10 protein-coding genes and 2 pseudogenes are annotated in these 13,100 nt (G+C 44.8%); 6 read left to right on the plus strand and 6 right to left on the minus strand.

Going from position 1 to position 13,100, the window contains the following annotated elements; genetic code table 11:
* Positions 1–233: 233 nt before the first annotated feature.
* The 4 genes and pseudogenes from CHU32_RS22450 to CHU32_RS28320 form a co-directional block, all read right to left on the minus strand.
* Positions 234–1,215, minus strand: a pseudogene (locus tag CHU32_RS22450) (IS256 family transposase).
* Entirely contained in the window at positions 1,194–1,421 is a 228-nt protein-coding gene (locus CHU32_RS28970) for a transposase (protein WP_369522148.1), read from the minus strand. The pseudogene CHU32_RS22450 and the gene CHU32_RS28970 overlap by 22 nt, the downstream one beginning before the upstream one ends.
* 632 nt (positions 1,422–2,053) lie before the next feature.
* Positions 2,054–2,278: a hypothetical protein gene (locus CHU32_RS22455; RefSeq protein WP_103678308.1), complete on the minus strand. Its 225-nt coding sequence runs from the start codon at positions 2,276–2,278 to the stop codon at positions 2,054–2,056.
* 94 nt (positions 2,279–2,372) lie between these two features.
* Positions 2,373–2,537 carry a hypothetical protein gene (locus CHU32_RS28320; RefSeq protein WP_176691708.1) on the minus strand — a complete coding sequence of 55 codons (165 nt, stop codon included), beginning with the start codon at positions 2,535–2,537 and terminating at the stop codon, positions 2,373–2,375.
* A gap of 887 nt (positions 2,538–3,424) precedes the next feature.
* Between CHU32_RS28320 and CHU32_RS22460 the strand changes: the two genes are divergently transcribed.
* Positions 3,425–4,039, plus strand: a complete 615-nt coding sequence (locus CHU32_RS22460; protein ID WP_103678309.1) for a hypothetical protein — start codon at positions 3,425–3,427, stop codon at positions 4,037–4,039.
* Positions 4,040–4,139: 100 nt separating this feature from the next.
* Here CHU32_RS22460 and CHU32_RS22465 read toward each other — a convergent pair whose 3' ends face one another.
* Complete coding sequence (locus tag CHU32_RS22465; protein ID WP_075212340.1) at positions 4,140–4,472, minus strand: four-helix bundle copper-binding protein; 333 nt, start codon at positions 4,470–4,472, stop codon at positions 4,140–4,142.
* Between the two features lie 1,126 nt (positions 4,473–5,598).
* Between CHU32_RS22465 and CHU32_RS22470 the strand changes: the two genes are divergently transcribed.
* Positions 5,599–5,841, plus strand: a complete 243-nt coding sequence (locus tag CHU32_RS22470) for a hypothetical protein (RefSeq protein WP_053090089.1) — start codon at positions 5,599–5,601, stop codon at positions 5,839–5,841.
* Positions 5,842–6,371: 530 nt separating this feature from the next.
* Here CHU32_RS22470 and CHU32_RS28325 read toward each other — a convergent pair.
* On the minus strand, positions 6,372–6,530 hold the full coding sequence (locus CHU32_RS28325; RefSeq protein WP_158414358.1) for a hypothetical protein: 159 nt from the start codon (positions 6,528–6,530) through the stop codon (positions 6,372–6,374).
* A gap of 562 nt (positions 6,531–7,092) precedes the next feature.
* On the opposite strand from CHU32_RS28325, the gene CHU32_RS22475 reads away from it, so the two are divergent.
* The 4 genes and pseudogenes from CHU32_RS22475 to CHU32_RS22495 all read left to right on the plus strand — a co-directional run bounded on the left by CHU32_RS22475 (position 7,093) and on the right by CHU32_RS22495 (position 13,050).
* Positions 7,093–8,213 (plus strand): IS3 family transposase gene (locus tag CHU32_RS22475; RefSeq protein ID WP_103678310.1). Its coding sequence is split into 2 segments (ribosomal slippage): positions 7,093–7,351 and positions 7,351–8,213, totalling 1,122 coding nucleotides; the frame shifts between segments, so codons are not numbered across the junction.
* A gap of 2,968 nt (positions 8,214–11,181) precedes the next feature.
* The gene (locus CHU32_RS22485; protein ID WP_049006222.1) at positions 11,182–11,415 is read left to right on the plus strand and encodes a YgdI/YgdR family lipoprotein; all 234 of its coding nucleotides are present in this window, start codon (positions 11,182–11,184) and stop codon (positions 11,413–11,415) included.
* Positions 11,416–11,430: 15 nt separating this feature from the next.
* The gene (locus CHU32_RS22490; RefSeq protein WP_049006220.1) at positions 11,431–11,658 is read left to right on the plus strand and encodes a YgdI/YgdR family lipoprotein; all 228 of its coding nucleotides are present in this window, start codon (positions 11,431–11,433) and stop codon (positions 11,656–11,658) included.
* A 716-nt stretch (positions 11,659–12,374) separates the two neighbouring features.
* A pseudogene (locus tag CHU32_RS22495) lies at positions 12,375–13,050 on the plus strand (IS1 family transposase).
* The last annotated feature ends 50 nt before the right edge of the window (positions 13,051–13,100 follow it).

Consider the following 13,100-nt stretch of genomic DNA (forward strand, 5'->3'; position numbering starts at 1 on the left):
AACTCCTTGTGCCATATGAGAGCATATGGCATAGCTACAACTTAGCAGATGGCCTCAGGATATCCTGATTCATGCGACGCTGTAGAATAGTAACAAAACCTAAACAGTAGTAGAAACGTTAACACTGTATATACTCCATTTAGAGGGAGCCTGGTAAAGGCCTCGCTGGAAATTCGCATTACTGATGAAAGAACTGCATAAACGAGCCTGTAAGTAATTCTGTGTAACTGCCACTATATTAAAGGTAAGCGATCATCGAACGCGATAATAAATCGACTCATTGCTAACCGCCAGTTCTGGATCGGCATACTCCATTTTTTCGGCGCATCCTTTATCGCCAGATAAACAACCTTTCGGACCGAGTCATCCGTCGGAAACACTTTGCGTTTCTTAATCGCCGTCCGGATCACGCTGTTCAGCGATTCGATTGCGTTTGTGGTGTAGATGGCCTTGCGGATAGCCAAAGAACGTGTTCAGATTTTCCCGGTGCGCACGCCAGCTTTTGCTGATTTGGGGATATTTGTCGTCCCATGCATCTGCGAATGCATCCAGCGCCATCAGCGCCGCGTCTTTGGCCAGGACAACCGCCTTCAGTCCGCTGGTGACGGCTTTGTAGTCCTTCCACGACACGTATTTCAGGCTGTTGCGCACCATATGGATGAGGCACAACTGGATTTGGGTCTGCGGGTAGATGCTGTTTATTGTATCCGGGAAGCCTTTCAGGCCGTCCACGCAGACAATCAGTATGTCCTGAAGACCACGATTTTTTAGCTCCGTCAGCACATTCAGCCAGAACTTTGCGCCTTCATTTTAGGCCAGCCACATACCCAGCAGCTCTTTTTGCCCTTCGGTGTTGATACCCAGTGCGAGGAAGGCGGCTTTGTCTATTAGGCCGCCATTCTGGCGGACTTTGACGACAATGCAGTTCATATAAACAATGGGATACAACGCATCCAGTTGCCGGTTTTGCCACTCCGTAACCTGCTCTTTTACGGCATCCGTGACTTTAGATATCAGCGTGGGTGACACATCGGCGTCGTACATTTCTTTGAGGGTGGCAACGATTTCGCGAGTGGTCATACCTTTGGCATACTGCGATAAAATCTGGCTGTCCATCTGCGTGATACACGTCTGGTTTTTCTTAATTAGCTGAAGTTCAAAGTTGTTTTCACGGTCACGCGGCGTGTTCAGCTCTATCGCGCCGTCATCGCACAACGCCTTGACGAGTAGCCATTACGGGTGTTTGCGCCTGTTTTAGAGGCATTTTTCTCATGCCCGAGATGGTCAGTCAGCTCCGCATTGAGCACCGTTTCGACGGTTAGCTTCGTCAGCATACGGGAAAACTGATTGAGATCGGCTTCAGTTTTAAGGCCTTTAGCCAGTTCAGTCGCCAGTGCTTTTAGTTTCTTTTCGTCCATCATTTGCCTGTCTTCATTGTTGGAGTGAACATATCAAAAACAGGCAGATACACAATTTAAATTACAGTCTCGTAAATTCCCCCTCAAAAACGCCATATATGTGAAAGCTAACCGTATCACGTCAGTGCTTGTTCACCACTGGACGTCCATATACGATCCACTGTTCCATGCAGTTATTTAGTGCATTTATAACTTACAAATAAAAATCAGCATTGTGAATAATTATTCTATAGCACGGAAGTGAATTCAGATTATTCTGGCCTATTTTTTATCGCTTGCACATTTGTTGTCATATAAATTCTCTGTGAAGTATGTCATTTTAAAATAATTGCCTGAAGAAATGTTCTTCCTGCAATTGCGCTGATCTTAGCTGACTGACACAACGACTCCCTTTTGCTTGTAATTTTGCTGACTGTATTGCTCAGGGCGCTTTCAAAACCAGTACTACAGTGGGAAATCCACCAACCGACGCATCTGATTCGCAGTGACTCCTGAAATTATTGTTCTGCGCCTGTATCTGCTGAGTTAGCGTTATGCTATACACCCGGCCTGACAGTGTTTTATGCTCTCCAATGATTTCATAACAGCTTGATTCAGGAAAATCAAAGCCTGAAGGAGGCAAAATCACGCCGGTTTCAGAGTCTGAAAATTATGGCTGCAACAGTTACGGGCATTGCATGAAACATCAACCAGCATATTCCTGCTGCACGAAAGTAAACAGAACCTGGTAAAGCTGTGTTTTCAATTGATGCTGAATAGCCAGCCAGTGTCCATAGAACCAAACCAGTGATAGTCCAGATAAGGCATATCATCCATTTATATTTTTTTGAAAATTTTTTTAATCTGGTCATTTTCATCATTCTTTCCTTCCTTTAATAAAGTATTCTATAGCTAATCACTTAACCGAAAGAATGGCGAGGAAGTCAGTCTCGCCATTGAAGAAGTGTAAAAGTGCTATTTATTATGCTTTTTACGATATTCAGCAGTAGCTTCCTCAGCTTCTTTTTTCGCCTTTTCCGCAAGTTCCTCCACTTTATCTTCAGGTATTAGCTTCCCGGCTTCATGTATTTCAGCCAGCCCATCGCCCACGTTGGTCTCAAGTGGTTCTCTGTTCATCATCACCCTCCTGTTAGTGTGGTTTTCTAAAGCTTAGCTCATACCAGTAAGTTCTGGCGTAACAGACTGCCTTATGATTTCTATATCAGTAACTCCACTGGCCTGCTCCTTTCCGGCAGACACTCCAACATTTAAGTTTCAGCTCAGAGGGTATGTATGAGCAAACCAGGGTTTGCATGTGCATTTAAGGAAAAAGGCGTCCGTCAAATGACAGAAGGAGGCTGTACCGTTACAGAAATTTCCGTTCTTCCTGGTAGTTTTGTACACTAATTCTACAAATGGCTATGGACTATCAAATCCCATAACAGAGAACAATACTTCCCAGATATACTGGAGGCCAAAAATGAATGTCTGAAGCTCAGGAAGCAATTGAAACATCCTGCTAAAAAAGCTCGGGATATTCTGAAAAAGGCTGCCTGGTACTTTGCAGGGGGGACTGAATGAAGTGCCTCATTGTCAATGAGCGCCTCTCTGGATGGGGAGTCAGGACGTTGTATCGTGTAAGGGATCTGACATCCGGAAGCTACAGGTTTGTTAACTCCGCCATTTCTGAACTTTCGCCCACAATACCTTACAACACAGACTTTCAGCAATGGGCATGCTGCTGTACGTCGAAAGCTCCTCCGAAAGGCACTACGCGCCGTGTCTTTTTTACGACACTAAATGCCTTGCGGACAGCATTACCATAAACAAAGCGGAACTGCTTACGCAGGTTCAGTAGTAAGTTCAAACCCATACTTAAGAGTATTGTCGCTACAACAGACCTTGCCGTGAAGGGGTAAAACATCTTATATTTATGGCATTCAGTCTGTAAAAACTAAATCTGGCATCCAAAGTTAAAGATTACTGGCATGGAATGTATATAATTATTTTTAGGGTAACCACTAAGTATGAAAATGAAAACTCAATTTTCCATATCGGCATTTTCCCTTTTTACCATTTCACTTCTTTTTCCATTACTGGTAGAACTGCACGTTCCTTTGAAACATGGTGAAGTGGTTGTCTTGATTGAAAACGGCCAGGCAGTTTGGCTCCTGTTTTGTGCCATTTTTACTGCCTGGTATATAAAATCGATGCCACACGAGGAAAAAGTGTTCTGGCTATGGGCTATGGTATGGTGGATCGTTCTTTTAGGAAGAAGTACCAGCTGGGGAAGAAACTATTTTCCTGATGAACCCAGACTTATTTTTAGAGCTATTTCAGTGCTGCTAATTTCAATATTGATCCTGCCAGTTATTTTTTCGAACATTTTGCGTAAAAAGATTATCATTAAATTCCGGTCTGTTCGGTTACCAGTATGGATGTCCCTGTTAGTTGTGACAACTTATCTTATCGCCGATTCGGTAGAGCATCATAGATTTATCGCTCCATTATTTTTGCATGATACGCGATACACCGATTTAATCGAGGAGCTTTACGAGACTATTTTTATGCTGGGTCTTTTTGAAGTATCTCTGGATGTTATGAAGGATGAAAAGAAACGCCTGCTAAATAGCAGTACGTGATACCATCAGGCGGGACAAGGCGACTTTCACACCCGAGCGGCTGGGATATCTGGCACAACATAAAAACCCGCCTAAGCGGGTTTGGTAATTTCAATTTCTCTCAGGCGGCCATCTTTCTGCATTGTTCAGCGCAGCGATGACAAGCTCTGGAGCAGTCCTGGCAATGCTCATGTTCATGCGTTGCGCACTCATCACCGCACTTCTGACAAACATCGGCGCAAAGTCGGCAGAGTTCCTGGACATACGTGCTATCACTATTAAGCGTCATGGATTGAGCTGCAAAACGGCAGATATTTGCACACTGTATATCCAGTTTTATGCACGTGCGCATCATTTCAAGGCTCTCTTCTTCGAGACATGAAGCCGCACAATTATCACATGCAACTGCACACAGGTAGCAAGTCTCAATGCATTTTTTGTATTCGTCTAACATGATTTCTCCTTAGCTAGGTTACGTATTAAGCATGGAAGAAATAATTGTTTATGCAACTCTGGAATTAGTTAATAACCTTTCCAGCATTTCATCTAATTGATTCACAAAGCATTTTTGTGATTCCCCTGTGCGCTAATGACAACTGACTGGCTGCGGATTTAACCGATAGAAGAAATACACTTGACAAGACGTAACATATAACTGGATATAAATTTCATATAAAACCAGCATAAATCAAGATTGTGGCTGGTTTCAGTAATTAGCGCTGTGCAAAAGGCAACTGCTGATGCCTTTGACAGAGTGAATTTTTCTGGTAAAAATACAGACGTGGCGAATCCCCCTGTGCGGAGGGGCGAACCAGTTATCAACTTGTGTTATTTGTTATCGCTCGCGGGTTATATGTACTGGCATAAACCCACCGGGAGGCACCCGGCACCACGCTTATGTCTAAGGTTACAAACTCTTTCGCCTGCCTGGATAAGCAGGCTTTTTTATCCATACTTTTACTTAATCACTCCCATAGCGGAGGTAATGGATATCCCATGGCAGACCCATAAGCGGTGTTGTGCCCCGCACGTCCGAATGCTCTTCCCTGAAAGGAGTTCTGACAGTACTGAGCCCTTAGGAGTGGAATATAAGTGGAGCATGCCAACGTGCCGGATGTTTTCACGGGTAGAATCATCACCGGCATTAACTGGTACTTCAAGCAAAAGGGTGTCAATACAAAACTGCGGTTGCCTAAGGCATAGCCCGAACGGCAGGTTGAGTAGTGTTTAGTGATGACCGTAAGAGCAACTTTGCTTCCTCCTGGCTTTACAGCAGATAGTCTGTTCAAACCGACACTACTAACTGACGATTTTATCAAATACCGGGGAAGGTCATAGTCTCTCAATATGTTACTATTTTGTGGTGTTTTTCAATCATAGGTTTGCCTTCCTGTTAAGTTGGCAGGCCCCGGTTAAACCACAAATGTGCATGGGCTCAACGGCCTTCAGCTTTTACGGCTAAAAAACTTCGAAGTTGTGCAAGCTGTGTTTATATAAAAATCATAAACTGATGTAACGTGATGATTGATTTTCGTGATCATTAGAGAGATAGTAACGGATCAAAACGATGAGGAAATATTATGACATTAAAAACTAATCTTTTTCTGGGATGGTTTATTGGTACAACCATCTTTACTTGCTTCACCATGGGTAAATATTTTGCAGAGCAGTATTTCGATGGCTCTCAGACACCATGGGTGATCAGCTCCTTAGTCGCACTAATCATCAACTGGTGGGGGTGCGGCATCATTCAACACTTCACGTCAATATCTGAGCAAAAATCCAATACTGACCATCCTGATGAACTAAAACCGCAACCGTAATCATGTTGACAGCGCGGTATAATCAGGTGCCTCCGTAAATACGATTTGAGCTAGTCGCCTGGCCTGCTGGCTGTCCGTGTAATATTCTTTGTCCTGTTAAGGTTTATAGAAAGTAGTAGGGCTGAAATATACATCTGCAAAAGATTGCAAGAAATATATGACGACCAGGTTTTGTTTTAGATATGTCAGCGGAAAACGAGTTCAGGTGAACGAGACGCAATGATTTACCCTCAGCTTTCTTGACGAAGTAGCAACGAAATTTTTTGCAAACCGTCAGGAATTTTAATTTCTTAAAGAAATGGATGTATTTTAGCTTTTCAAGAGATTTACTTCTTTTTTAACAATATTGATTTTATTTCGGAGACGTCAATAATACTTTTCAGCATCGGAGGTAGGTTAAAGGAGAAAGTATCAGCCATGTCTCTGGAGTCTGTCGGCCATTCGATGTACAGATGTCGTTGAGCCGCTGCGGCTGCCAGGAACAATATCGCGAGGCTCAGACTGCTCAATAATCCTTTAGCATTTGCTGGTTATCTGATGTATTTCTCATCGGGCATTGTGGCATCACGCTGGATATTAATGGTATCGTTCGCCAGTTGCAGGTTGCCTTTCGCTTTAACGTGCTGCTTGTTATAGATAAGGGTATTATCTCGGTAGTGATTTATCATCCAGTCGGGTGTCGGCAGCATGTAATAATCACCAGCATGTTTATCGCTCTTCGTTTATTACACAGACTGCCGGTGATCGGTATATAATTCATCTCCGGTTTATACCACCGTGGTGTATGGGACGAGGTATTGACGGGGTTGCTGCACTAACATCGAGGACGCTGGTTCGGATCTTTCATCACTCGTATACGATTAAAATAAAAGGACAAAACTATCGACTGAAACAGACACGAAAGACCATTAATACCGCTGAAGCTAATCCTGAGTAAAACGGTGAATCAATATTAGACTGTCGGTGGAAATGTAAGTGGAAAAATTTCACCCCGTCATTGGCACCTTCGATATTATTCAGTTCTGTGCAACCAACTTTCTTATAAGGGACTGTCCCGGGGACAGTCCGTTTTCACAACCCGGTATAGTTATACTCTTCATCAATGCTGCTTTAATTTCCTGTAATTAAACAGCTATGTCTGTAGGCAGATCATCACAACCGCTCCTGAAACGAACAGGGCTGACCTGCTCCCCGTTGATTAATACACCACGATGTTAGTAATGTCTTCATAAGTCACATGAGGACATACCCATGAAGAAGCGATTTTCCGACGAACAGATCATCAGTATTCTCCGCGAGGCAGAAGCCGGGGTTTCGGCCCGGGAACTCTGCCGCAAGCATGCTATTTCAGACGCTACCTTCTACACCTGGCGCAAGAAGTTTGGCGGCATGGAAGTCCCCGAAGTGAAGCGGCTCAAGTCACTTGAAGAGGAGAATGCCCGACTCAAGAAGCTGCTCGCTGAAGCCATGCTGGATAAGGAGGCGCTTCAGGTGGCTCTGGGCCGAAAGTTCTGACGACAGACCAGAAGCGGGAAGCCGTGGAAGTCATGTGTGAGACAACGGGTCTGTCGCAACGCCGTGCCTGCAGGCTGGCTGGTCTGTCCCTTTCTACCTGCCGTTATTCGGCTCAGCGTCCGGCTGCTGACGCGCAACTGTCTCTGCGAATCACAGAGCTGGCACTTGAACGTCGCCGGTTTGGTTACCGGCGCATCTGGCAGTTATTGCGTCGGGAGGGCCTTCACGTCAACCACAAGCGGGTTTACCGCATCTATCACCTTAACGGTCTGGGTGTAAAACGCAGGCGACGCCGTAAGGGACTGGCGACTGAGCGGCATCCGCTCCTCCGCCCGGATGCGCCGAACCTGACATGGTCGATGGATTTTGTCATGGATGCACTTGCCAGCGGCCGCCGGATTAAGTGCCTGACCTGCGTGGATGATTTCACGAAGGAGAGTCTGACGATCACCGCTGCTTTCGGTATTTCAGGCGTTCAGGTCGCGCGTATTCTGGACAGCATCGCGCTGTTTCGCGGCTATCCGGCAACGATAAGAACCGATCAGGGCCCGGAATTTACCTGCCGTGCGCTCGACCAGTGGGCTTTTGAGCATGGCGTAGAACTGCGACTTATCCAGCCCGGTAAGCCAACACAGAACGGATTTATTGAGAGTTTTAACGGACGCTTTCGGGATGAATGCCTTAATGAGCACTGGTTCAGCGATATTCTCCATGCCCGGAAAATCATTAATGACTGGCGGCAGGACTATAACGAGTGCAGACCTCATTCATCGCTGAATTACCAGACGCCGTCTGAATTTGCAGCATGCTGGCGAAACGGGAAAAATGAAGAAAAACCAACCGACATTACTAACTGAAGGCTGTATCTAATACTGGGGGCAGGTCAGGGCGACGCGAAACGTCAGCATAATAAACTTTCTCATTATACCAGACCGTGGATACTATCAGTCAGATAACATTATTAATATCTATAAATGTCATTTTATCGGTGCGGTTCAGGGGAAGCATTATGGGATAAAAAAAGCCTGCTCGGGCAAGCAGGCATCAAAGAAGCACGAGAAAAGAAGCTAAAGCGAAACGTTTATGGTGCCGGGTGCCTCCCGGTAAGTCCAGATCAGCATCTGAAACTTGCGTATTGATGACGGTTAACCCTCGTAATCGGGCTGCTGATTACGCTCCTCCGCCCAGGAGAATTCACCACTTTTTAAACATAGACAATTTTACCGCTTCTTTCCTGTATATGGGCAAAAATGTCAGTCCAAAAGCACAAAATGTCAATAAAGAGAGGTTCGCGAAGGAGGTGTGGTGCCGGGTGCCTCCCGGTGAGCCTGCGCCAGTACGCATAACCCGCGATTCTCGCAATGCATACTACAGCAGATGAGCCATTCCTGGTTCGCCCCTCCGCTCAGGGGGATTCACCACTTTATTATTTTAGAGTGTTTCGTGATTTTCGTATAATGGAAACATTAACAGCGGTCCGGTCACAGAAATTACCACAGGATAACTTACACCAGGAAATCGTGGAGCAGTATGAGCTTGATAAAACCGCCACCATCCTTAATATAGTCAGGAATGAACGCAAAAACAAACTGACACTATCCTGCAATGCGGGTGATTCATTGTAATTATATGCTTAATTTAAAGGTGATCGCTCTCAGATGCATCCAGAGGACAATAAAAGTCGACCGCCTGGAAAGAAACCGACCAAATCATAAATGATAATGCAGGTCTTTCCCTGCCGTCACCACTGTTTTATTAAAGTCATAAATGGGGATGACTGTTGCACCGGCAGGCTTTGAGTGAAAATCAAAGTCTGCACCCGCTCGTGGTCCCGGATAAACTCAGCAGAGCCATGGTCATCCGGAACCTCTATCTAAATAAAGGATCATTTGAAATATGGTGTCAATTGCCTCCCATGTTCCTTCTCCAGCAAGCAGGCCTGCGAACGATAGCAAATAACTCCAAATTAATAACCGGTTCGCCCCTCCGCGCAAGGGGATTCAACTTTATTCAAGCTTAGACGTTTTTTCGCGTTTTGCTGTGTACAGGCAAAAAAGCCAGTTCAAACGCACAGAATATTAATAAAGTTGCCTTCCTGGAGATGTGAATGCTGTCTTCCGGTGAGTCTTTGATATGAGGATGACGGTGCTCTTTTCATACAGGGCAAGTTTATCTGAACATCGTTAAGAACGTTATCGCAGGAAGGCCGGACACGATATGGATCAGGAATCTGACCAGAGGAGTTATGCTTCGCGCCTCCCGGTAAGGACCGGTCAGCGACCGAAAACTAAGCGTAAGATTTTTCCACTCGGCTGACTCCTGACTATGCCCCTTCACCACAGGCGATTCACCATATTCCGTAAACTGAGCCTTTTCTTCATGATTCATCATGACAGAACAAAAATATCAGCCTGTTAGTAACATATAGCTGTAACGCTTAAAAAAAGCCCGCCACAACAGAAAGTCCAGGCAGGCAAAAGGTTTTGTAATCCTACAGATGAATGTGGTGTCGGGTGCCTCCCGATGATTCTTTGGCTGGCTGACCATGAACCGCGTGGTTGGTAAGGTAACAACAGCCAGTTACGCCCCACCGCTGAGGAGGATACACCACTCTTTTACTTTAGACTGTTTTACCGTAGTTGCCCTCGTGAAGTTAAAAAACACCCTTCTGAGCGCACAAAAGGTTAATTGAGAAACGATAACAAAAAATGTGTTGCCATCCACATCACGATGATGTCTGAGAATCCGCGACGTTGAATAATTAAAGTCTGACTGAAGTCCCCCTCCGCTCCACAACACAGCCCAATTCTGTTCAGTCATTTAAGAAATCGTAAGACCATTTACCTGGCATCTCCTCAATCGACACAAAAAAAACGTAATTAATTGTAATTTATACTATATTTGTAACTTTCCACGCGATTTATGAGCAGCCGCTTTTTATTTGTAGAACATATGCTCTTGATATTTAAAAGACCGGATGCCGCGGCATCCTTCCTTAGCCGAAGTTTTACAGGAACTGATGCGGTCTTTACACAACAAATATTAAGCAACGTAATCAATACGTCCTTAAGAAATCTGGCATAACAGCGAGAATGTTAAACTAGGCCGTTAAAGTGAGCTTCAAATAGCTTATGGCGTTCGAAGACCGCCGGAGGCAGTCAGGAATCATACAGTTACAGAGTCAGTCGTCAAAGGCCAGAGCCTGAACCTGACAGGCAAAGCACCATGCACTTTCCCGCTAATCTAATGATAAAAAAAGACCAGCAGAAGCTTAAGCCCGCTGGCCAGGTTAGTTAAGAATGTCTCATTAACAAGTCTGTAGACTTGTCAGTGTTATTATATAACACGCTTTGTGCGGCAGAAAGAAAATATACCATTTTATGTATGCTCGTCAATACAGAATAGTTTTCAGTTCAGGCTGTAACGAAAGTTACCATACCGCCTATAATCCTCTGCTTCAGTATGCAGCCAGCATGGACACCCCAGGCAAACGAACATAGCCAGAGTTGCTTGTTTTCTGCTTAACCTGATAACGGTTTAACAGGGGAAGCCTCTTGCCACAAAAGCGCCAGTCTGATCGTGAAGCCTGGCCCTGAGTATGATGATATACCGTCAGGTAATTTATTGCATGCATAGAAGCATTTTGTTCCGCGGCAGATATTTATCAAGCTTAGTACTGTATATATATGCTTTTGTTATGGATCATGGTTCTCCATCAACGCTCATTAATCAGCTTTGTTGAAAAGCTGGCTAATGAAATTATATAGCCTATACTTTTAACGCTACTGGCTGTTACTGTTAAACTTGTTACATAAGGGAACTATTATGAATAAAACAACTCCTCTAGCGGCAGTTATAGTTGCATTCCTTGCAATCACAACTTCCGGCTGTTCTTCTAATCAGGCTATTAAAACTACAGATGGACGAACCATCGTGACTGATGGCAAGCCTCAGATCGACGATGATACCGGACTGGTCTCCTATAAGGATGCGCAGACCGGTAGAACTGAGCAGATCAATCGGGACAAGATTACTAACATGAGTGAGCTTGATAATTGATAAAGGAGAAGTACTATGAAAAAATTTTTTCTTACGGCTTTTGCGGCAACGATTGTACTGTCTGCGCTGACGGGTTGCACACGTACCAGTTATGCGATACATACCAATGACGGGCGAACGATAGTCAGTGACGGAAAACCCAGTGAATCAGAAACGGGCCTCCTCGGCTACACTGATGCAAACGGTGTGAAACAACAAATTAACAAAGCAGATGTCAAAGAAGTTGCGGAGATACCGCATTAATTTTCTCATAAAAGCCGCCACTGGCGGCTTTTTTTGCGCTCAAATCTTCCCTTTTAATATGTTAAAATACAGAATGCACGCCACCTTATTAAATAACAACCAGACAACATTAATATTATATATATTCTTCATTGCCTTTTCTTACAATTAAAAGCCAGCAGTCTCAATTAAAAACACCAAGTCAAACTTCAAGAAAGCAAATTAGTCGATCTGACACAGGCTATGCTTCCATCCTTTAAAGAGCAATTGAAAAATTTAAATGCATATACATCACAAAGTTTATATGTTACAAAAGTTAAAGTAATAATCAATAATTATGTAACGGCAAGTATACGTGGAAGTTGAAAACAGGCGAAATAAAAACACAGGCCAGCCAGATGAAACATTTTACGGTAGTATACCTCACTGATCCCCCGGGAATAACCGGGTGCGGAACCACATATATTCATGCTTTTCCAATGTTCAAGATAAAGCCGCATCGCCCTTCTTCAGTGAAATTAAAAAAGGGCAGAAAAGACAAAATCAAATGCATTTGCAAATGAGACTGTATATCTCCGGAGAGAGATATACAGTGGTATATCCTTCAGAAGATGCCGTAATGTTGTAAGCTCAGCCACTGGTTAAGCATTATTTATTTTCCGTTTGGGGTTTTTGGCTTGGGTGATGCCTCTAATCAGTTGAATTTGGTGTATAATGCTCGCTTTTGAGGTTTTCTCATGGTCAGCGTTACCGTTCATTGTCCCCGTTGTCAGTCCGCTCAGGTTTACCGGCATGGGCAGAACCCCCAAGGGCACGACCGATTCCGTTGCCGTGATTGTCACCGCGTGTTTCAGCTCACTTACGCTTATGAAGCACGCAAGTCGGGAGTTAAAGAGCAAATCACCGAAATGGCTTTCAACGGTGCCGGGGTGCACGACACCGCCAGGACGCTGAAAATCGTTATAAACACGGTCATCCGGGCTTTAAAAAATTCTTGCCGCGACGAGTAACTGCATCTCCGGTGGCTCATGCTGACGTCGCACTTATCTGCGAACTCGATGAGCAATGGAGCTTTTCGGCAGCAAAACCCGCCAGCACTGGCTATGGTACGCATACAACACAAAAAATGGTGGTGTGCTGGCCTACACCTTTGGGCCACGAACTGATGAAACATGTCGCAAATTACTGGCGCTACTCACACCGTTTAACATTGGTATGCTGACCACGGATGAATGGGGCAGCTACGCCAGAGAACTTCCGAAAGACAAACATCTGACCCGCAAAATCTTTACTCAGCGCATTGAGCGCAACAACCTGACGCTGAGAACCCGAATCAAACGGCTGGCCCGCAGAACTATCTGCTTCTCACGTTCTGTCGAGGTTCATGTAAGCGTCCAGCGAGAGCCGTATTGACGGGGATGCGTTATTCCGCTGGCAGCGTGATGCGCCACGGTAGCAGCTCG

The sequence above is a fragment of the Superficieibacter electus genome (assembly GCF_002915575.1).
Taxonomy (GTDB): domain Bacteria; phylum Pseudomonadota; class Gammaproteobacteria; order Enterobacterales; family Enterobacteriaceae; genus Superficieibacter; species Superficieibacter electus.